The organism is Streptomyces sp. NPDC048643, assembly GCF_040650615.1.
Lineage (GTDB): Bacteria > Actinomycetota > Actinomycetes > Streptomycetales > Streptomycetaceae > Streptomyces.
The window spans coordinates 133,194-152,599 of the sequence record NZ_JBEZHO010000018.1; the positions used below are offsets into that span (position 1 = coordinate 133,194).

At 72.9% G+C, this 19,406-nt stretch carries 18 protein-coding genes; 5 read left to right on the forward strand and 13 right to left on the reverse strand.

What is annotated here, in order from left to right; genetic code table 11:
- Positions 1-110 precede the first annotated feature (110 nt).
- The 5 genes from AB0C62_RS20105 to infC all read right to left on the reverse strand — a co-directional run bounded on the left by AB0C62_RS20105 (position 111) and on the right by infC (position 3,819).
- The gene (locus tag AB0C62_RS20105; protein WP_362974904.1) at positions 111-1,286 is read right to left on the reverse strand and encodes an ATP-binding protein; all 1,176 of its coding nucleotides are present in this window, start codon (positions 1,284-1,286) and stop codon (positions 111-113) included.
- Between the two features lie 53 nt (positions 1,287-1,339).
- Positions 1,340-2,200 (reverse strand): RNA methyltransferase, encoded by an 861-nt coding sequence (locus AB0C62_RS20110; RefSeq protein WP_362974906.1) that lies wholly within the window; start codon positions 2,198-2,200, stop codon positions 1,340-1,342.
- Positions 2,201-2,307: 107 nt separating this feature from the next.
- On the reverse strand, positions 2,308-2,691 hold the full coding sequence (gene rplT, locus AB0C62_RS20115; protein WP_024494113.1) for a 50S ribosomal protein L20: 384 nt from the start codon (positions 2,689-2,691) through the stop codon (positions 2,308-2,310).
- 95 nt (positions 2,692-2,786) lie between these two features.
- A complete protein-coding gene (gene rpmI / locus AB0C62_RS20120; protein WP_003947156.1) occupies positions 2,787-2,981 on the reverse strand; it encodes a 50S ribosomal protein L35 in 195 nt (64 codons plus the stop codon).
- 106 nt (positions 2,982-3,087) lie between these two features.
- Positions 3,088-3,819: a translation initiation factor IF-3 gene (gene infC / locus AB0C62_RS20125; protein ID WP_362974942.1), complete on the reverse strand. Its 732-nt coding sequence runs from the start codon at positions 3,817-3,819 to the stop codon at positions 3,088-3,090.
- A gap of 391 nt (positions 3,820-4,210) precedes the next feature.
- Here infC and AB0C62_RS20130 point away from each other — a divergent pair, with 391 nt between their 5' ends.
- Entirely contained in the window at positions 4,211-4,567 is a 357-nt protein-coding gene (locus AB0C62_RS20130; protein WP_164371095.1) for a DUF1844 domain-containing protein, read from the forward strand.
- Positions 4,568-4,577: 10 nt separating this feature from the next.
- Here the strand turns inward: AB0C62_RS20130 and AB0C62_RS20135 are convergent, their stop codons facing one another.
- Positions 4,578-5,309 (reverse strand): SseB family protein, encoded by a 732-nt coding sequence (locus tag AB0C62_RS20135; RefSeq protein WP_362974908.1) that lies wholly within the window; start codon positions 5,307-5,309, stop codon positions 4,578-4,580.
- A 149-nt stretch (positions 5,310-5,458) separates the two neighbouring features.
- On the opposite strand from AB0C62_RS20135, the gene AB0C62_RS20140 reads away from it, so the two are divergent.
- Positions 5,459-6,427, forward strand: a complete 969-nt coding sequence (locus AB0C62_RS20140) for a serine hydrolase (RefSeq protein ID WP_362974910.1) — start codon at positions 5,459-5,461, stop codon at positions 6,425-6,427.
- Between the two features lie 51 nt (positions 6,428-6,478).
- On the opposite strand, the gene mycP is transcribed toward AB0C62_RS20140, so the two are convergent.
- Together mycP and AB0C62_RS20150 are read right to left on the reverse strand one after the other, a co-directional pair.
- Positions 6,479-7,756, reverse strand: a complete 1,278-nt coding sequence (gene mycP, locus AB0C62_RS20145; RefSeq protein ID WP_362974912.1) for a type VII secretion-associated serine protease mycosin — start codon at positions 7,754-7,756, stop codon at positions 6,479-6,481.
- Positions 7,753-8,571: a hypothetical protein gene (locus AB0C62_RS20150; protein ID WP_362974914.1), complete on the reverse strand. Its 819-nt coding sequence runs from the start codon at positions 8,569-8,571 to the stop codon at positions 7,753-7,755. Before AB0C62_RS20150 ends, mycP begins: the two co-directional genes overlap by 4 nt.
- Positions 8,572-10,486: 1,915 nt before the next feature.
- On the opposite strand from AB0C62_RS20150, the gene AB0C62_RS20155 reads away from it, so the two are divergent.
- Positions 10,487-11,689 carry an amino acid deaminase/aldolase gene (locus tag AB0C62_RS20155; RefSeq protein WP_362974916.1) on the forward strand — a complete coding sequence of 401 codons (1,203 nt, stop codon included), beginning with the start codon at positions 10,487-10,489 and terminating at the stop codon, positions 11,687-11,689.
- Between the two features lie 9 nt (positions 11,690-11,698).
- On the opposite strand, the gene AB0C62_RS20160 is transcribed toward AB0C62_RS20155, so the two are convergent.
- Genes AB0C62_RS20160 through AB0C62_RS20180 form a run of 5 tightly spaced genes read right to left on the reverse strand, consistent with a single transcriptional unit; the run spans position 11,699 to position 17,523 of the window.
- Positions 11,699-12,625, reverse strand: a complete 927-nt coding sequence (locus AB0C62_RS20160; protein ID WP_362974918.1) for a DUF2510 domain-containing protein — start codon at positions 12,623-12,625, stop codon at positions 11,699-11,701.
- Positions 12,626-12,653: 28 nt separating this feature from the next.
- Positions 12,654-13,928, reverse strand: coding sequence for a haloacid dehalogenase-like hydrolase (locus tag AB0C62_RS20165; protein WP_362974920.1), 1,275 nt, complete (start codon positions 13,926-13,928; stop codon positions 12,654-12,656).
- Between the two features lie 27 nt (positions 13,929-13,955).
- Positions 13,956-14,747 carry a 3-oxoacyl-ACP reductase gene (locus tag AB0C62_RS20170; RefSeq protein WP_362974922.1) on the reverse strand — a complete coding sequence of 264 codons (792 nt, stop codon included), beginning with the start codon at positions 14,745-14,747 and terminating at the stop codon, positions 13,956-13,958.
- Complete coding sequence (locus AB0C62_RS20175) at positions 14,744-16,144, reverse strand: aldehyde dehydrogenase family protein (protein WP_362974924.1); 1,401 nt, start codon at positions 16,142-16,144, stop codon at positions 14,744-14,746. The genes AB0C62_RS20170 and AB0C62_RS20175 overlap by 4 nt, the downstream gene beginning before the upstream one ends.
- An 8-nt stretch (positions 16,145-16,152) precedes the next feature.
- Positions 16,153-17,523 (reverse strand): glutamine synthetase family protein, encoded by a 1,371-nt coding sequence (locus AB0C62_RS20180; protein ID WP_362974926.1) that lies wholly within the window; start codon positions 17,521-17,523, stop codon positions 16,153-16,155.
- A 77-nt stretch (positions 17,524-17,600) separates the two neighbouring features.
- On the opposite strand from AB0C62_RS20180, the gene AB0C62_RS20185 reads away from it, so the two are divergent.
- Positions 17,601-18,338 (forward strand): FCD domain-containing protein, encoded by a 738-nt coding sequence (locus AB0C62_RS20185; RefSeq protein WP_362974928.1) that lies wholly within the window; start codon positions 17,601-17,603, stop codon positions 18,336-18,338.
- 133 nt (positions 18,339-18,471) lie between these two features.
- Positions 18,472-19,152: a gamma-glutamyl-gamma-aminobutyrate hydrolase family protein gene (locus AB0C62_RS20190; protein WP_362974930.1), complete on the forward strand. Its 681-nt coding sequence runs from the start codon at positions 18,472-18,474 to the stop codon at positions 19,150-19,152.
- Positions 19,153-19,406: the final 254 nt, after the last annotated feature.

Genomic DNA, 19,406 nt, shown 5'->3' on the forward strand with positions numbered 1-19,406 from the left:
GAGGACGCAAAGGTGCCAAAGGCCGAGTCTAACGGGGGTGGGGGCCTGCCCAGGACTGGGCGTCCTCACGATGCTCCCGTGCGGATGAGCCCGTGGGGTCCGGCGCGGCGTCAGAGGAGATACGCCGGGGTGCCCACGGGCAACGTAAATCGGAACTCGGCGCCTCCGCCGGGGGCGCGGCCGACCGTGATCGTGCCGCCGTGGGCTTCGACGATGCCCTTGACGATGTACAGCCCGAGGCCCGTGCCACCGCGCTTGCTGCCCCGCCAGAAGCGGGTGAAGACGCGGTTCATGGACTCCTCCGGGATTCCGGTGCCCTCGTCGCTCACGGTGACCGACGTGACGGCACTCGCCGGGCCCTCCTCGTCCGCCCGCTCGCGCGGGGAGACCGAGGGTGCCACGTCAATGGTGACGGTTCCCTCGCCGTGCCGCACCGCATTTTCGATCAGGTTGCTCAGCACCTGGTCGACCTTGTCGGGGTCGGCCCACAGGGCGGGCAACGGCTGCTCGATGCGCAGCAGGAAACGGTCGGCGGGCTGGCCGGAGGCGACGTACGCCTGGATGTGGCGGCCGACGGCGACGCCCATGTCGACGGGCTGGCGGCGGAGCTCGAGGCGTCCGGAGTCGATGCGGGAGATGTCGAGGAGTTCGGCGATGAGCCGGGTGACGCGGTCGGCGTCGGCGTCGACGGTCTCCAGCATCAGCTTCTTCTGGTCGTCCGTGAAGCGTTCCCACTTGGCGAGCAGGGTCGCGGTGAAGCCCTTGACGGAGGTGAGCGGCGAGCGCAGTTCGTGGGCGACCGTGGCGATCAGCTCGGCGTGGCTGCGCTCGGTGCGGCGGCGGGCCTCGGTGTCGCGCAGGGAGACGACGACGCGGCGGACGGGTCCGGTGGGCCGGGTCCGTACGTAGCGGGCGGCGACCAGGACCTCACGGCCGCCGGGGAGCAGCAGATTGCGCTCGGGCTGGCCGTTGCGGATGGCCAGCCCGCCGTAGGGGTCGGTCAGCTGCCACCAGCGGCGGCCCTCCAGGTCCTCCAGGGGCAGTGCCGTCTCCAGACGGCGGCCGAGGGCCCGGTCGGCGGGGACCGCGGTGATCCGCGCGGCGGCGGCGTTGAAGCAGATCACCCGGCCGTGCTCGTCGGCGACGACGAGTCCGTCGGGCAGGTCGTCGGGGTCGACGCCGGTACCGGCCTGCGGGTCGGCGCCGTCATCCGGCCGGGACGCGGGGGTGCCGCGCACGTCGCGTGCTCGCAGCGCGCTGTGCGCACCGCCCGTGCCGACACTCATCCCCGTACCCCACCTCTCGTCTGGCGCAGAGGGCCCCCGAGCCCGTCACCCTACTAGCTGTCGGTGACGGAGCGGCACCCTGTGGAGGCGCGCTGTGCACGGGCCGACGCGTAGAGACATACGGCCGCGGCGGTGGCGAGGTTCAGACTCTCGGCCTTTCCGTGGATCGGGACACGCACGACGGCGTCGGCCAGCGCCCGGGTCTCCTCGGGGAGTCCCCAGGCCTCGTTGCCGAACACCCAGGCGGTGGGTCCGCCCATGGTCCCCTTGTCGAGCTCGTCGTCGAGGTCGTCCTCGCCCGCTCCGTCGGCGGCGACGATCCGGACACCGGCGTCCTTGAGGCCCGCGACGGCCTCTTCGACGGGTACGCCGACGGCGACGGGCAGGTGGAACAGGGATCCCACGGAGGCGCGGACGGCCTTGGGGTTGTAGAGGTCGACGGAGGCGTCGGTGAGGACGACGGCCTCGGCGCCCGCGGCGTCGGCGCAGCGCAGCACGGTTCCGGCGTTCCCGGGGTCGCGGACGTGCGCGAGCACGGCGACGAGGCGCGGCCGGGCCTTGAGGACGTCCTCGAAGGGGGTGTCGAGGAAGCGGCAGATCCCGACGAGGCCCTGCGGGGTGACGGTGGTGGAGATGTCGGCGATGACCTCATCCTCGGCGAGGTGGACGCGGGCGCCCGCGGCGCGGGCGTCGCCGACGATGTCGGCGTACCGCTCGGCCGCCTCGACCGTGGCGAACAGTTCGACGAGGGTGGCGGCACCGTCGGCGCGGTGCGCGGCGGCCTCCCGTACGGCCTGCGGCCCCTCGGCGAGGAAGAGCCGCTCCTTGCCCCGGAAGTTCCGCCTGGCGAGCCGACGGGCGGCGGCGACGCGCGGCGAGCGCGGGGAGATCAGCTCGGGGGCGGCGGGGGGCATGGGGTCACCTTCACGTTGCAGGGGGAGTTTCTGCCGCACGGAACACGACGGACCCGCAGGCGAAAACCTGCGGGTCCGGTGACATCCGGCGAGGGCCGGCGTCGGTGTCAGGCGGCCTTCGGCGCGTTGACGTCCGACGGCAGGGCCTTCTGCGCGACCTCGACGAGCGCGGCGAACGCGTTGGCGTCGTTGACGGCCAGCTCAGCGAGGATCTTGCGGTCCACCTCGATGTTGGCGGCGTTCAGACCCTGGATGAGGCGGTTGTACGTCATGCCGTTCTGGCGGGCCGCAGCGTTGATGCGCTGGATCCACAGCCGACGGAAGTCGCCCTTGCGCTTCTTGCGGTCGTTGTAGTTGTAGACCAGCGAGTGGGTGACCTGCTCCTTGGCCTTGCGGTACAGGCGCGAACGCTGACCGCGGTAGCCGGAGGCCGCCTCGAGGATTGCCCGGCGCTTCTTGTGGGCGTTGACTGCCCGCTTGACGCGTGCCACTTTTTAACTCCTTGTAGCGGGGCCGTGGTGGGAGTCACACGGCCCGAAATCGATGGGGTCCCGGTCCTGACGTGCGGCGCCTGGGCGCCGGTACGTCACTTGCCGAGAAGCTTCTTGATCTTCTTGGCGTCGCCCGGGGCCATCTCGGCGTTGCCGGTGAGACGACGCGTCAGACGAGACGACTTGTGCTCGAGCAGGTGGCGCTTGCCGGCACGCTCGCGGAGCACCTTGCCGGAGCCGGTGATCTTGAAGCGCTTGCTGGCACCGCTGTGCGACTTGTTCTTCGGCATAGCGCCGTTCTCTCCTCGTCAGTGGCGTTCCGGTGCCCGGTCGCGGGACCGGGCACGGTGGAACGTCATATGTATCGATTGACATCCCGGGGCGTGAGCCCTGGGATCACGCCTCGGCGGACGCCTCGGCCGGAGCCTCGGCGGACTCGGCCTCGGTGATCTCACCCTCGGTGCTCTCACCTTCGGCGATCTCGCCTTCGGCCAGGTCACCGTCGGCGGCGTTCTGCGAGCGACCGGGGTTGGCCTTCGCTTCCGCCTTGCGAGCGGCCTGGGCCTCACGGGCCTCGGCCATCGCCTCGGTCTTCTTCTTGTGCGGGCCGAGAACCATGATCATGTTTCGGCCGTCCTGCTTCGGGTTCGACTCGATGAACCCGAGGTCCTCGACGTCCGAAGCGAGACGCTGCAGCAGTCGGTAGCCGAGCTCCGGCCGGGACTGCTCGCGACCACGGAACATGATCGTGATCTTGACCTTGTCGCCCTGCTTGAGGAACCGGACGACGTGACCCTTCTTGGTGTCATAGTCGTGCGGGTCGATCTTCGGCCGGAGCTTCATCTCCTTGATGACCGTGTGCGCCTGGTTCTTGCGCGCCTCGCGGGCCTTCATGGCCGATTCATACTTGAACTTGCCGTAGTCCATGAGCTTGCAGACGGGCGGGCGAGCACTCGCCGCCACCTCGACCAGGTCGAGGTCGTACTCCTGAGCAAGCTCAAGGGCCTTGGCAAGCGGAACAATCCCGACCTGCTCGCCGCTGGGACCGACAAGTCGCACTTCGGGAACGCGAATCCGGTCGTTGATGCGGGGCTCGGCGCTGATGGATCCTCCTAGGTAGCACCACACGGCGGTCTGGCGGACAGCCGCGTATGTCTCTGCTGACAGTGGGACCAACCGCTGCGGGGCATGAAAAATGCCCCTGACGGGACACAGGCGGGGCTCCATGGATTACCGGAACACCGCCGCGGTCAACCGCGGGGCGCACATTCGGGCGACTCCACCGTCCGTACGGAACGGTGGCGGCCGCCTGACCGGGTGACCCGCCGTCCCGAGGGACGGTCAGGTGGGAGATCGGAGCCTCCACTTGTGGGCCGAGCACATACGTGTCCGGCCGGTCGTTACACAAGGTTAGCAGTTTCGCCGGGTACGCGCTAACCGACGGCCTCCCGACCGTCCCGCGCCGGGGGGAACGCTCCCGCGGGCGGGGGCGTGCGCGCCGGGGCCTATCGTGGGAGGCATGAGTGACACCCCTCCCCAGAACCCCGACTTCGACACCATGACCCGCGACATCGCCGAGGTCCCCGCGGTCGAGGTCATCGTGACGGTCGCCGTCAACCTGATGAGCGCCGCCGCGGTGAAGCTCGGTCTCACCGAGGAGGGCGACGAGCACAAGGACCTGGACGAGGCCCGCAAGCTCGTCACCGCGCTCGCCGGGCTCCTCGACGCGAGCACGACCGAGATCAGCTCCTTCCACGCGGCGCCGCTGCGCGACGGCCTGAAGTCGCTGCAGCTCGCCTTCCGCGAGGCCTCCCTCGTCCCGGACGAGCCGGGCCAGGGCCCGGGCGAGAAGTACACGGGTCCGGTCTACGGCTGAACCGTCCCGCTCAGCGGCGCACGTACAGGGGCTCGCCCGGTGGTGTCGCCTCGGCCGGCAGGAGTGCCAGGTCGAGGCCGCGGACCAGGCGGGCCCGCAGTGTCTCGTCGGCCGCGAGCCGCTCGGCGACCGCGCGGGCGGCCTCGGCGGGGGCGGCCGAAGGGTCGAGCACGAGGGCGAGGGTGCCGTCGGCCCGGCCGGGGCCGAGATGGGCGCGGACCACCAGGGGCTCGGCGGCGACCGCGGCGCGTACCGCCTCGACGACGGCGGGATCGGCCAGCGGTTCGGCGGTCGTCCGCCCCTCGGCCAGCGCCAGCAGGGCGGAGCCGGTCAGCTGGAAGGCGACGGGCCCGGCCAGGTCCAGCACGATCGTGTCGGCCTTCTCGTGCGCCGCGGCCTCCAGCACCTGACGCAGGGGTACGGCCACGGGGCGGGCCGCGGGGTCCCAGCGGGCCAGCGAGTCCGTGGAGGTGAAGGCGGGCAGCGCCGTGCGGTCCCCCGCTTTGAGGGTGGGCACCGCCATGTCGCTGGTCTTCTCGTGGCGCAGCCCGTTCTCGTCCTCCTCGACCTCGCCGAGGACCGCCACGACCGGCACGAGCAGCCGGGCGTCCTTGAGGGCCGCAAGGACCGGCGGCACGGCGGTACGGTCCGCCGACCAGCCGGCGAGGGCCGCGCTCAACCGGGGATCGGCGGAGCCGTCGTCGTCGGGGAAGCCGGAGTCGGGAATGTTCTTGTTCGCCACGGTCCCTGACCCTATCGGGGGGATGCTGTTGCGCTTGTGCGGCCCCCGAAACCCGGCGGTGACGGGATTCACGGCTTTCTCAGTCTTCGCTGACACAGCTCTAACACGCGTCTAACCGGGGGCACAGTCGGGCCGTCCAGCATCACGGCATGGACCGTCACAGATCCCGAGGGCGCCGCGCCCGGCCCGTCCGGCGCACCTCGCTCCTCTACACCGTGGTGGCCTCCGCCGTGCTCGTCGGCGTCACGGGAGCCGGGACCGTGTACGTGCAGGCGCATGCGCACGACGGCAAGGGCCTCGTATCGTCGGCCTCGTCGGCGTCGGCACTTCCCTCGGCGTCGCCGTCGGTCAGCGAGGAGGCGTCGGTGGAACCTGTGGCGGAGCCGTCGGTGGACCGGGACGCGCTGCTCGCGAAGGCGATGAGGTCGGTGACGCCGGCGGACGGCGCGAAGCTGTCGGTCGCCGTCCTCGACGTCGACTCCGGCGAGAGCGCCGGGTACGGCGACGGCGCCTTCGACACCGCGAGCATCGTCAAGGTGGACATCCTGGCCGCGCTGCTGCTGCGGACGCAGGACGCGAACCGGCCGCTCACGGCCCAGGAGAAGGCGTACGCCACCACGATGATCGAGAACAGCGACAACGCCTCGGCGTCCGCGCTGTGGGCCGCGATCGGCCGGGCGGACGGCCTCGACGCCGCGAACAAGCGCTTCGGCCTGACCGGTACGAAGGGCGGCGACGGCGAGCTGTGGGGGCTGACCCGCACCACGGCGGGCGATCAACTCACCCTTTTGCAGCAGGTGTTCGGGGAGGACTCGGAACTAGGCTCGGCCTCCCGCGCGTATCTCCAGGGGCTCATGGGGAAGATAGCGACCGGTCAGCGGTGGGGGGTGTCGGCCGCGGCGGACGGCACTCAATGGGCCCTGAAGAACGGGTGGTTGCCGCGGACCGCGACCGGGCTGTGGGACATCAACAGCATCGGGCGCGTGACCGTCGACGGCCACGACTATCTCGTGGCGGCACTGTCGGACGGCAACTCCACGCAGGCCCAGGGGATTTCACTGGTGGAGGCGGCGTCCAAGGCCGCGCTCGCCGCGTTCCGGGACTCCGGGGAGAAGTGAGGGCCGGACAGCGCGCCGGGCGGCCCGCCGGTCGCCGACACGACTCCCGGTCTAGCGCCGGCCGAACAGGGGCGCGCCCTTGCGTCCGCGCCACAGGACCACGGCGCCCGCCAGCAGAGCCAGTCCCAGGGCACCCGCGAGCGGGCCGGCCCAGTCGGCCGATCCGCCGTCGTCGTCCGCGGTCTCGGGTCCGGGGCCGAAGTACTTCCGGCCGTACGCCGCCGAGGTGAGGCCTTCGGGCTTGAGCCGGCCGCCGGCCTCGATGGCCGCCGCCGGGTCGATGAAGCCGAAGCCGCGCGCGTCGTCGCGGCCTCCCGAGGGCACGTTGCGCGCGGTGTCCTCCAGGAGCTGCTTGATCTGCGCCGGGGCGAGGCCGGGGTGGGCGGCCCGGATGAGCGCGACCGCGCCGGAGACGAACGCGGACGCGGCGCTGGTGCCCCAGCCTTCGTAGTACCGGTCGTCCGGGTCGGCGATGACGACGTCGACGCCCGGGGCACTGACGGTGGCGTACCAGCGGCGGGTGGAGAACGAGGCGCGGGTTCCGTAGCGGTCGACGGCGGTCGCGGCGATCACACCGGGGTACGCGGCCGGGTAGGAGATGTGGTCGCCCTTCTCGCCCCCGTTCCCGGCGGAGGCCACGACGGCGACGCCCTTCTTCAGCGCGTACTGGACGGCAGCGTCCTCGGCGGGTTCGGGGTGCGCGGACTTGGAGTCGTCGCCGAGGGAGAGGTTGATGACGTCCGCGCCGTGGTCGGTGGCCCAGCGGATCCCCTCGGCGAGGGCGTTGCCCCGGGTGGTGCGGGCCTTGGAGCGGGCGGGGTCGGCGTCTTCGAGGATGACGCGGACGGGCAGGATCCTGGCCTCGGGCGCGATGCCCATGACTCCGTCGGCGTCGCCGGTCCCATGGCCGTGACCGGCGATGATGCCCGCCATGGCGGTGCCGTGCCGGGCCCAGGCCCGGTCGCCGCGGCTCGCGCCGAAACCGACCATGTCCTTGCCGGTCAGGACGTTGCCGGTGAGGTCGGGGTGCCGGGCGTCGACGCCGGTGTCGAGGACGGCGACGGTGATGCCCTTGCCCTTGGTCGTCCGCCACGCCTGCTGCGTGTGCATCGCGTCGAGGCCCCACTGCTGGGCCCGTATGCCGTCGGCGTGGGCGGCGGCCGTGGGCACCAGGGCGAGGGAGACGGCGAGCAGGGCGCTGAGCGCGGCGGACCGGCGGGAGAGCCGGGAGCCACGCGTTGTCGGGGCGGCGCGGAGGCGGCGGGCCCGGCCCGCGGCGGTCCGCACGGGTGCGGTGGCGGCGCGGACGGGAACGGGCTCACGGCTCATGACGGCTTCTCCGTGGCCGGGGTGACGGTCTTGCGGAGGCTCCGCTCCACCCGGTCGGCGAGGCCCTGTGCCTCGTGGCCGAGTCCCGCCTGGGCCGGGGCGGTCGTCGCCTCGGGCTTCATGGCGTCGGCGGCGGGCTGCGGCGCGGTGACCGTACGCCCGTCGGCGAACCCGGAGACGGCGAACACGACGACCGGGGCGTCCGTGAGGACCGACTCGGTCCAGGACGCGCGCTGGGCGTCACCGAAACCCTCCGCCGGGGTGCCCTCGGCGGGGTAGGTGCGGGGCATCAGATCAGTGCGCCGGTCCAGGCCCTCCTTGCGGAAGCGGGCCTTCAGCGCGGTCATCGCCGCCGCGTCCGCCTTGGTGAACAGCAGGCCGACGGTGGTGACGTGGCTCAGGGTCGCGTCCACGTAGGTGGCACGCAGCAGGCGCAGGCAGCCCACGGGAGCGAGGGCCTTGCGCAGCAGCGGGTCGAACGCCTTCGCGCAGCCGGTGTCCGGGGCGACGGCGATCCGTGTCCAGGTGCGGTCGGAGCCGCCGGGGCCCGCTCCGTCACCCCGCACGCTCGGCGGGAAGAGCTGGTCCACGGGCACGCTGTGCCAGAGTTCCCCGGCCGCGGCGAAGGCGCCGCGCGATCCGGGGGCGTCCGTGTCGTCGCCGGTGAGCCAACTCCCCGTGGCCGCTCCGCCGATGAGGCCGAGTCCGAGGACGACACAGGCCGCCGCGGCGGCGGTACGCGTCCGGGGACGGCCGAAGAACGGACGGGCCGGTGCGGGGGCGTCTCCGTAGGTCTCGGGCTCGGCGAACGACACGAAGGGCCGCTCCGCGCCCGGGGCTCCGGCAGGAGGAGCCGGGGCCGTCGGCCGGGGATCCGCGGCGGGGGGCGCGGGGGGTGTCTCCGTACGGATGGGCCGCAGCCGTCGGGTCGTCTCCGTGGGCCGCTCACCGGGAACGGCGGAACGCCCTGGCGCTTCGGCCCGCGACGGAGGGGCCGGGTGGGGCACCCGGCCGCTGCGCGGGGAGTCCTCCGTGGCGGGGGGCGTGTCGGGGAAACGTGCGGTGGCCGCGGGCGGCGGCGGGGTCATCGCCCCGGGACGCAGCCGCGGGAAGCGCGGGGGCTCCTGACCGGAAGCCGGCGACACATCGTCAACAGCACCGAACTCCCTTCCGTACCGCTCCTGTTGACGCTCCGAGGCTGCCCGCTCGGCCGTCGGCCCCTCGGGTTGCGGCGGCACGGACGGATCCGCCCCCCGGGGCGGTCCGGCAGGGCGGGGCGGAACCCCCGCACCGGGGTACGGCGCGGCCTGCCGCGACCGGGATGCGGCGCCCTGACCGGGCGAGGAAGGATGCCGGGGCGCGGCGCCCCGGGCGGGCGCCGACGCGTCGCGGGAGGCCGCGCCCTGACCCGGAGCCGACCGGTTGCCGAAGTCGGCGCCCTGTCGGGACGAGGGGAGGTCCCGGGGTGCGGCGCTCCCGTCCGGCGTGGACGGGTACCGGGACGCGGCAGCCCGACCGGGAGAGCCGGGGGACGAGGGATTGCTCGACGTCACACCCGGACCCGGGGCCGACGGGTTCCTGAAGTCGGCGTTCCGGCCGGTCGAGGAGGGGTCGCCGGATGCGGCGCCCCGGCCGGAGGCCGACGCGTCGCGGGAGGCCGCGCCCTGACCCGGAGCCGACCGGTTGCCGAAGTCGGCGCCCTGTCGGGACGAGGGGAGGTCCCGGGGTGCGGCGCTCCCGTCCGGCGTGGACGGGTACCGGGGCTCGGTGCCCTGTTCGGGGGTGGACGGGGAGCGGGGCTCGGTGCCCTGTTCCCGCGTGGACCGATATGGGGACTGGGTGCCCTCTTCCGGGATGGCGGGCGGTCGGGATGCGGTGCCCCGGCCGGGGGCGGAGGGGGGTACGGGGGACCGTTCCTTCGCTTGCCGCGGCGGGGGTTCGTCGGACCATGACTCCCCCTCGATCGGGGGCGCGTAGCCGCGTCCGGACGCCGTGGTCCCGGCCGACGGGACGCCGCGCTCGGGCTCCCAGGCCTCGCCGCCCGCCGGAAGCCGTTCCGGACGGGGCGCGGACGTCGGAGCCTGCGGCGCCTCCGGTTCCCGGGCGCCCGGGACGGGCGGTGGACCGGCCGGCATCGGCGGGGTCGCCGGACGCGGCGGGACCAGCGGGGACGCGGCGGGCGGCGCGAACGAGGTCGAGGCCTGCGCGGACGCGGCGGATCCCGAGGGCCGTGCGTAAGGAGACGCGGGCGACGGCGGTGCGTAGGAAGGCGCGGGGGGTGTCGTCGAGGGAGGTGCGTACCGCGGAGGGGGTGAGGGCTGCGGGGGCTCCGGCGTCTCGGTGAGGGCCGGGATGTCCGTGGGCTCCGGGTCCGCCTCGGGGTGCGCGGTCGGCGGGTGTTCGGACGACGGTGGCCCGGAGGGGCGCGGCGGAGGGGCGGCGCGACGCGCTTCCGTGCTCATGCACCCCCCGTTTCCTCGTACCGGGCTGCCGGCCCTCGCGGAGTCCATCCGGGCCGTTCCTGTGCGGAAGGGGCCCGTCACGAGCACGCATACCCGTACCGGTGGACCGTCACCCCGGGCAGGGCCCGCCGGGGCAAGGTCGTTCCTCCCTGCGTCCGCGTCACTCTACGGGTTGACGCGCGTCCGGAGGGAACCAGTCCGAAGCCCCGGGGCATCTGCCCGGAACGTCCCCCTACCCTGCGGTAATCGAGTCTGGCAGGCTGCGTGCATGACTGCCCGTGCCGCCGACAGGGCCCGCTACGACCGGGCCACCGCTCACCTCGACGCCCCCGTCGCGATCGTGGACCTGGAGGCCTTCGACGCGAACGCGGACGATCTCGTCCGCAGGGCCGGCGGCAAGCCGATCCGTGTCGCCAGCAAATCCGTGCGCTGCCGTGCCCTCCTGGAACGTGTCCTGGACCGGGACGGCTTCGCGGGGATCATGTCCTTCACCCTCGCCGAGTCGCTGTGGCTGGCCAGGTCCGGTTTCGACGACGTCCTGCTCGCCTACCCTTCGGCCGACCGCAAGGGCTACGCCGAGCTGACCTCCGACCCCAAGCTCGCCGCCGCGGTGACCGTCATGGTCGACGACCCGGCACAGCTGCGGCTGATCGACGACGCGCGCCAGGGTGGCACCGAAGTCGTCCGGGTCTGCCTGGAGTTGGACACCGCGCTGAAACTGTTCGGGGGCCGGGTCAGGGTCGGGGCGCTGCGCTCGCCGCTGCACTCCCCCGCCCAGGTCGCGGACCTGGCCCGGGCGATCAAGCGGGCACCCGGGTTCAAGCTCGTGGGGATCATGGCCTACGAGGGACACATCGCGGGCGTCGGCGACTCCGTCGCGGGGCGGCCGCTGCGCTCGCGGGCCGTGCGGCTGATGCAGGCCACCGCCCGCAAGGAACTCATGCGGCGTCGCGCGGAGGTGGTCCGCGCGGTACGGGCCGTGGAGCCCGACCTCGAGTTCGTCAACGGCGGTGGTACCGGCAGCGTCCAGCACACGGCCGCGGAGGACGCGGTGACCGAGATCGCGGCGGGCTCGGGGCTCTATGTGCCGCGGCTCTTCGACAACTACACCTCGTTCAGCGGCCGTCCGGCGGCGCTGTTCGCGCAGCCCGTCGTGCGGCGGCCGGGCGTGGGGATCGTGACGGTGCTGGGCGGCGGTTATCCGGCGTCCGGTGCGGCGGGCCCCGACCGGCTGCCGGTCCCCTACCTTCCGGAGGGACTGGCGTACGACCCGCAGGAGGGCCCGGGCGAGGTGCAGACCCCGTTGCTCGGATCCCCCGCGGACGATCTGCTGATCGGCGACAAGGTGTGGTTCCGGCACGCCAAGGCGGGTGAACTGTGCGAGCGGTTCGACGCGTTGCACCTGGTCGAGGGAGACGCGGTGACGGCGACCGTGCCGACCTACCGCGGTGAGGGGCACACGTTCCTCTGAGCCGCTCGCTCAGTTCGACGGGCCGATGCTGCTGCCCACCCCACCGCCCGCGTTCGTGCCGCCGACGGACCGGATCCCCCTGGTGATCCGGTCCATGTCGGACAGCGGCGGCCCGTCCGCGCCCGCGTCGAAGGCGAACCGGACGATGACCAGGGCCTGCGTGCCGACGCTGGACGGGAAGGCCAGCGACTCGACGTAACCTCCGGGCCCCACACGGGTCTTGACCTTCCAGCGCACGAAGTACCCGGCGCGTCCGGCGACGGCGACCGAGCCGGCCCTGACCAGGGTGTGGGAGGTGACGCCCCGGAAGGGTCTGCTGCCGAGCAGGTCACGGTCGTACACGCTGTCCACGGCGTCCTTGATGTCGCCCTCCGCGAGGGCCTTCGGGGAGGTCACGTCGGTGGCCGTGGCCGTCCGCGAGCTGACCTGTCCGTGCCGGCACAGGCCGGGGTCGCCCGGACAGTCGTAGGTGCCCGGGGTGGTCATCACCACGTCGTGGTCGGCGATGTACTTCGGCCTGGTCCAGCCGGACCGCAACGGCAGGGTGATGCCGTTGAGCTGGTCCACGACGACGGACGGATCGCCGGCCGAGGGCGAGGGTCCGGACGGTGTGGGCGAGGGTCCGTCGGTGTCCGCGGGGGACGCGACCGCCGGGGTGGTCTGCGCGGCCGTCTCCCCGTCGCCGTGGTCGAGGCGCAGCAGGACCGCGCCGGTGACGATCGCGGCGACGAGGACGACGGCGGCGCCGCCGAGCGCGACGGCCTTGGCACGGCCGGAGGCGCCCCCGGGCGGGCGGGCCTCCGGCGGTACCGGGAGCGGCTGTCGGACCGGGTCGGGCGTACGCCGGTGGTCGGTCCAGGCGGCCCCGTCCCACCAGCGCTCGACGAGCGGGTACGAGGGATCGCGGTACCAGCCGGGAGGTGGCGTCATGCTCATCCCGGCACTCTAAAACGTGCCGCGAACCTCAGTACACGGTGTCGGCGAGGTCCGGCACGATCGAGCCGTCCGGCCTGCGGAGGGGTCGGAGGGTGCCGTCGGGGGCGGTGTAGGCGCTCGTGGAGCACGGGTAGAGGCCCTGTTTGCGGGGCAGCGGCTCGATGAACATCGGGTTGATCACCCAGCGGCCGTCGGCGTCGTCGTACGCCCGGCACATGAGTTCGTTCTTGTTGCGGTTGATGACGAGGTGCGCGCCCGTGGCGTCGGCGACGAAGGTGACGTCGGTGTCGGCGTCGCCGCCCGCGATCGCGGTCCTGTGGCGGGCGTCCTGCCGCTGCCAGGCCGCCGCGCCGCGCACGCCGTAGATCTCCTGGTTGATCCAGCAGCGCTTGCCGTCGATGTACGGGATGGCCGCGCCGCGGTTCGCGGGGACGCCGCCGCAGCCCTGGTTGAACGTGGTGATCCGGCCGCGCCGGTCGAGGACGGAGCGGATCGCGATGGTGTGCGCGGCGTCGATGCCGACGCCGCGCGACCAGACCTCGGTGACGGGCTCGGAGCCGGCCGAGACGATGTAGACGTCGAATCCGGCACGGTGGAGGGTACGGACGAGGTCGCGCTGCTGGGCGTAGTAGCGGACGTACGCCGGGACGGTGTGGGTGCCGAGGGTGCGGGTCGAGCCGACGGGTGCGGCGAGGGCCTCGGTGCGGGCGTGCCGTGCGTACGAGGAGAGTTCGGCGGGGGTGTGTCCGGCGAACAGCTGGGGCACCCAGGCGTACTGCGGGACGGTGCGCCGGTGGTTCCAGTCACCGGCGAAGGCGGCGGCGCCGCTCATCGTGCGGCCGGACTCCCGGATCTCCAGGATCTCGTCCGTGCAGCGGGGGTTCGTGGCGGTCGGCAGGGGTGCGCCGACGGGGACGGCGGTGCCGCAGGCCGTGGTGAGCGCCTGGTCGGCGGCGTCGGTGAGCCAGGCGCTGGTGGCCTTCCAGCGCGCCGGACGCAGGATCCTGTCGTGCCGCAGGGCCCAGGAGATCGTGGCGTCGGTGACGTCGTTCTTGGTGATCGTGTTGTCCCAGTCGAACGCGGCGACCGGACGCCGGTCGTGCCCCGGGCCCCCCGCGCAGGTGCCGCGGGCGTCGATGACCTCCTGGAGGTGGGCACGGTTGTCCCCGTACCAATCGCCGGACAGCTGGGGGCAGTTCGAAGGGGCGGGAGTCGTGGTGGGCGGCGCGGCCGCCAGGAGGGCGGCCGCGGCCAGGGTCCACGCGAGGATGTGCGGGTTTCGTCGGTTCTGTCGGTGTCGCATGACCAGTGGACGGTACCCGGCGAGGGGCTACAGAGGCGTGACGTACGCGCCCGAGATGCCTCCGTCCACCAGGAAGTCGGTGGCGTTCACGAAGGAGGAGTCGTCGCTGGCGAGGAAGGCGACGGCCGCCGCGATCTCGTCCGCCTCGGCGAACCGTCCGACCGGGATGTGCACCAAGCGGCGCGCGGCCCGCTCGGGGTCCTTGGCGAACAGCTCCTGGAGGAGCGGGGTGTTGACCGGGCCGGGGCACAGCGCGTTGACCCGGATGCCCTCCCGCGCGAACTGGACGCCCAGTTCGCGGGACATGGCGAGGACGCCGCCCTTGGAGGCGGTGTACGAGATCTGCGAGGTCGCCGCGCCCATCCGGGCCACGAAGGACGCCGTGTTGATGATGGAGCCCCTGCCCTGGCGGCGCATGTAGGGGATGGCGGCCTTGCAGCACAGGTAGACGGAGGTGAGGTTGACGTCCTGGACGCGCTTCCAGGCCTCCAGGCCGGTGTCCAGGATGGAGTCGTCGTCGGGCGGTGAGATGCCGGCGTTGTTGAAGGCGATGTCCACGGAGCCGTAGGTGTCGTACGCCGTCCTGAAGAGCGCCTCGACCTGCTCGGGGTCCGTGACGTCGACCTGGACGAAGGTCCCGCCGACCTGCTCGGCCACCGCCTTGCCGCTGCGCTCGTCGATGTCGCCGCAGACCACCCGGGCGCCCTCGGAGGCGAGCCGGCGGGCGGTGGCGAGGCCGATGCCGCTGCCGGCGCCGGTGATGACGGCGGTACGGCCGACCAGCCGGCGGCAGATGTTTGCTTCGGTCGCTTCGGTCACAGTGCGGGGCCCTCCGTGCTGATGAAGACGTTCTTGGTCTCGGTGAAGGCGGTGAGGGCGTCCGGGCCGAGTTCGCGGCCGATCCCCGACTGCTTGAACCCGCCGAAGGGGGTCCAGTAGCGGACGCTGGAGTGCGAGTTGACGGACAGGTTGCCGGCCCGCACGGCCTGCGAGACGCGCAGGGCGCGGCCGACGTCACGGGTCCAGATCGAGCCGGACAGGCCGTAGTCGGTGGCGTTCGCGAGCCGCACGGCGTCGGCCTCGTCCTCGAAGGGCAGCACCACGGCGACGGGCCCGAAGACCTCCTCGACGGCCACGCGCGCGTGGGACTCGACTCCGGTGAGGACGGTGGGCGCGAACCAGAAGCCCGGCCCCTCGGGGGCCTTGCCGCGGATGCCGGGCGCGTCGGCGTCGACGTAGGACCGTACGCGGTCCAGTTGGACCCGGGAGATCAGCGGGCCCATCTGGGTCCGCTCGTCGGAGGGGTCTCCGACGACGACGGACTCGACGGCGGGGGCGAGGAGTTCGAGGAAACGGTCGTGGACGGAGCGCTGGACGAGGATGCGGGTGCGGGCGCAGCAGTCCTGGCCGGAGTTGTCGAGGAAGGACATCGGGGTGGCCGCCGCGGCGGCCTCGATGTCGGCGTCCGCGAAGACGATGTTGGGACTCTTGCCGCCGAGTTCGAGGGTGACGCGCTTGAGGAGGGCGGATCCCTTCGCGAGCACCCGCTTGCCCACGGCGGTCGATCCGGTGAAGACGATCTTCGCGACGCCGGGGTGTTCGACGAGCGCGTCGCCCGCGACGGGCCCGGCGCCCGGCAGCACCTGGAAGAGGTGCTCGGGCAGGCCTGCCTCCAGGGCGAGTTCGGCGAGCCGCAGCGCGGTGAGCGGGGTGGTCTCGGCGGGCTTGAGGATGACGGCGTTGCCGGCGGCGAGCGCGGGTGCGGTGCCCCAGGCGGCGATCGGCAGCGGGAAGTTCCAGGGCGCGATGACCGCGACGACGCCGAGCGGTTCGAGGAGGGTGATGTCGAGTCCGCCGGCGACCGGGATCTGACGTCCGGTCAGCCGCTCGACGCCGCCGGCCGCGTAGTCGAGCAGGTCGCGGACGTTGCCGGCCTCCCAGCGGGCGTTGCCGAGGGTGTGGCCGGCCTCGCGGACCTCCAGGAGGGCCAGTTCCTCGACGTGCGTGTCGACGACGGCGGCGAAGCGGCGCAGCAGCCGGGCACGGTCGCCCGGTGCGAGGGCGGCCCAGCGGGCCTGTGCCGTCGTGGCCCGCGCGACGGCGGCGTCGACGTCCTGGACGGAGGCGGCCGGGACGGTGGCGAGGACCTCCTCGGTGGCCGGGTTCAGCACCCGGAGCTCGTGGTCGTACGGGGGCGAGGTGTACGGGTACGGCAAGGCGGTCCTCACATGCGTTCGAAGGAGCGGCGCAGCTCCCAGTCGGTCACCGCGGCGTCGAAGGCTTCCAGCTCGACGCGCGCCATGTTGCGGTAGTGCGCGACCACCTCGTCGCCGAAGGCGGCGCGGGCGATGGGGCTGTTCTCCCAGAGCTCGGCGGCCTCGCGCAGGGTGGTGGGGACGTGGTCGTACTCCGAGGTGTAGGCGTTGCCGGCGCATGCCTCGGGCAGCTCCAGCTTGTGCTCGACCCCGTACAGACCGGCCGCGACGAGTCCGGCGACCGCCAGGTGCGGGTTGACGTCGCCGCCGGGCAGCCGGTTCTCGAAGCGCATCGACCGGCCGTGGCCGACCACGCGCAGGGAGCAGGTGCGGTTGTCGTACCCCCAGGCGACGGCGGTCGGCGCGAAGGAGCCGGGCTGGAAGCGCTTGTACGAGTTGATGTTGGGCGCGTACAGGAGCGAGAAGTCGCGCAGCGCGGCCAGTTGTCCGGCGAGGAAGTGGCGCATGACCTCCGACATGCCGCCGGGGTCCTGGGCGGAGCCGGCCATCGCGTTGGTGCCGTCGGCGTCGGCGAGCGAGAGGTGGATGTGGCAGGAGTTGCCCTCGCGCTCGTTGTACTTCGCCATGAAGGTGAGCGAGACGCCTTCCTGGCTGGCGATCTCCTTGGCGCCCGTCTTGTAGACGGCGTGCTGGTCGCAGGTGACGAGGGCCTCGTCGTACTTGAAGGCGATCTCGTGCTGGCCCGGGTTGCACTCGCCCTTGGCGGACTCGACGGTGAGTCCTGCGGCCTGCATCTCGTTGCGGATGCGGCGCAGCAGGGGCTCGATACGGCCGGTGCCGAGGACGGAGTAGTCGATGTTGTACTGGTTGGCCGGGGTGAGCCCGCGGTAGCCGGTGTCCCAGGCGTGCTCGTAGGTGTCCTTGAAGACGATGAACTCCAGCTCGGTGCCGACCTGGGCGGTGTAGCCGAGTTCGGCGAGGCGGTCGAGCTGGCGGCGCAGGATCTGCCGGGGTGCGGCGACCACCGGGGAGCCGTCGTTCCAGGCGAGGTCGGCGATGAGCAGGGCCGTGCCCTCGTTCCACGGGACGCGCCGCAGGGTGCCGAGGTCGGGGTGCATGGCGAAGTCGCCGTAGCCCCGGTCCCAGGAGGACATGGCGTAGCCCTCGACGGTGTTCATGTCGGTGTCGACGGCGAGGAGGTAGTTGCAGCCCTCCGTGCCGTGTTCCAGGACCTCGTCGAGGAAGAAGGGTGCGGCGAACCGCTTGCCCTGGAGCCGGCCCTGCATGTCGGGGAAGGCCAGGACGACGGTGTCGATCTCACCGGCCGCCACGAGAGCGCGCAGCTCCTCGACGGCGAGCGGGGGTGTGCGGTCTGCCACCGGAAAAGCCTCCTTGGGTCAGCCGAGAGCCATAAGGTATTGCGGAGAACCATTGCTTGGGAAGGGGGCGCGACCGGATGACAGGGGCGGAAGCCGGCCGGGGGCCACAGGACCGGCTGACGCCGGTGCTGCGGCCGGTGCGGGCGGGCAACGGTTTCGAGGAGGCGCTGGAGCAGATCCTCCAGATCGTGCGGCTGGGTCTGGTGCCGGGCGGGGAACGGCTGCCCGCCGAGCGGGAGCTGGCGGAGCGGCTCGGGATCAGCCGGGTCACCCTGCGCGAGGTCCTGAAGGTGCTGCAGGACCAGGGCCTGGTGGAGTCGCGGCGCGGGCGGTACGGCGGAACGTTCGTGCTGGCGCGCGCGGACGCGCCGGACGAGCACGAGCTGCGCCGCCGGGTCGCCTCGGTCGACATCGAGGACGTCCTGCGCTTCCGCGAGGTCCTGGAGGTGGGAGCGGCCGGGCTGTGCGCGGCGCACGGCCTCGGCGCCGGGCAGGCGGACCGGCTGCGCGCCGCGCTCGCGCGAACCGCCGACGCGCCGCTCACCGACTACCGGCGCGCGGACACCCTGCTGCACCTCACGCTCGCCGAGCTGAGCGGTTCCCCCTCGCTCACCGCCCGCTACGCGGCCGTCCGCGCGTCCGTGAACGACCTCCTCGACTGCATCCCGCTCCTCGTCCGCAACCTGGAGCACTCCCAGCGCCAGCACACCGCCCTCGTCGAGGCGGTCCTCGACGGGGACGCGGACGGGGCGCGGGAGATGATGCGCGAACACTGCGCGGGCACGGCGGCGCTGCTGCGCGGGTTCCTGACGTGAGCGGGCCGGGACGCGAGGGACCCGAGGGTTTCCCTCCGCCGACAGCAAAGGTATGAGACCGTTCCATTGACGTCCGTCGACTTCCGTTGACCTCCATGGGCGTCGTGGCGACCCGGATCCGAGGGAGAACCGCGTGAGCAGGCCGCTGATCGGTGTGAGTACGTATCTGGAGACCGGGGCGCGCTGGGGCGTGTGGCACCTGGAGGCGGCGCTGCTTCCGGCGGGTTATCCGCGGCTCGTGCAGCGGGCGGGCGGACTCGCCGCGATGCTCCCGCCGGACGATCCCGCGCTGGCCGCCGAGACGGTCGCCCGGCTGGACGGGGTGGTCGTGGCGGGCGGCGCCGACATCGACCCCGCCCGTTACGGCGCCGAGCGCTCCCCGCGGACGGGCCCGCCGGCCCATGAGCGGGACGCCTGGGAACTCGCCCTGATCCGGGCCGCGTTGGAGTCCGGAACACCCCTCCTGGGCATCTGCCGGGGCCAGCAGCTCCTGAACGTCGCCCTCGGCGGCTCGCTCGTCCAGCACCTCGACGGGCACGTGAAGGAACCCGGCGTCTTCGGCTACCACGAGGTGACGCCCGTCGCGGGGACGCTGTACGGCGGGCTCGTACCGGAACCCTGCGAGGTCCCGACCCACCACCACCAGGCGGTGGACCGTCTCGGGGAGGACCTGGTGATCTCCGCGTACGCCGCGGACGGCACCGTGGAGGCGATCGAACTCCCCTGCCCCGGTTGGGTCTTGGGGGTCCAGTGGCATCCGGAGATGGATGAGGACCTGAGGGTGATGCGGGGGCTGATCGAGGCCGCGGGCTGATCGGACGCCCCCCACCGAAGTTCCTCGCCCCCGCCGCCCCTACCCGTCCCGAACCTGGGGGCTGCGCCCCCAGACCCCCGCTTCGGCCTGACGGCCTCGTCCTCAATCGCCGGACGGGCCAAGACTTTCCAGCGCCGGACGAGAAGAAGTCAGCCCCTCCGGCGCTTGAGGAGCGGGGGGTCCGGGGGCAGCGCCCCCGGGTACGGGGCGGGTAGGGGGGGGGGGGGGGGATTTAGCCGTCGCGCCCCGGGGGA

What these genes read in the sequence shown, in the direction of transcription:
- AB0C62_RS20140 (WP_362974910.1), top strand. Translation starts at nt 5,459, where the DNA reads ATGGACCGTCACAGATCCCGAGGGCGCCGCGCCCGGCCCGTCCGGCGC.
- AB0C62_RS20130 (WP_164371095.1), top strand. Translation starts at nt 4,211, where the DNA reads ATGAGTGACACCCCTCCCCAGAACCCCGACTTCGACACCATGACCCGC.
- AB0C62_RS20160 (WP_362974918.1), bottom strand. Translation starts at nt 12,625, where the DNA reads ATGAGCATGACGCCACCTCCCGGCTGGTACCGCGATCCCTCGTACCCG.
- rpmI (WP_003947156.1), bottom strand. Translation starts at nt 2,981, where the DNA reads ATGCCGAAGAACAAGTCGCACAGCGGTGCCAGCAAGCGCTTCAAGATC.
- AB0C62_RS20165 (WP_362974920.1), bottom strand. Translation starts at nt 13,928, where the DNA reads ATGCGACACCGACAGAACCGACGAAACCCGCACATCCTCGCGTGGACC.
- AB0C62_RS20110 (WP_362974906.1), bottom strand. Translation starts at nt 2,200, where the DNA reads ATGCCCCCCGCCGCCCCCGAGCTGATCTCCCCGCGCTCGCCGCGCGTC.
- AB0C62_RS20155 (WP_362974916.1), top strand. Translation starts at nt 10,487, where the DNA reads ATGACTGCCCGTGCCGCCGACAGGGCCCGCTACGACCGGGCCACCGCT.
- mycP (WP_362974912.1), bottom strand. Translation starts at nt 7,756, where the DNA reads ATGAGCCGTGAGCCCGTTCCCGTCCGCGCCGCCACCGCACCCGTGCGG.
- AB0C62_RS20185 (WP_362974928.1), top strand. Translation starts at nt 17,601, where the DNA reads ATGACAGGGGCGGAAGCCGGCCGGGGGCCACAGGACCGGCTGACGCCG.
- AB0C62_RS20105 (WP_362974904.1), bottom strand. Translation starts at nt 1,286, where the DNA reads ATGAGTGTCGGCACGGGCGGTGCGCACAGCGCGCTGCGAGCACGCGAC.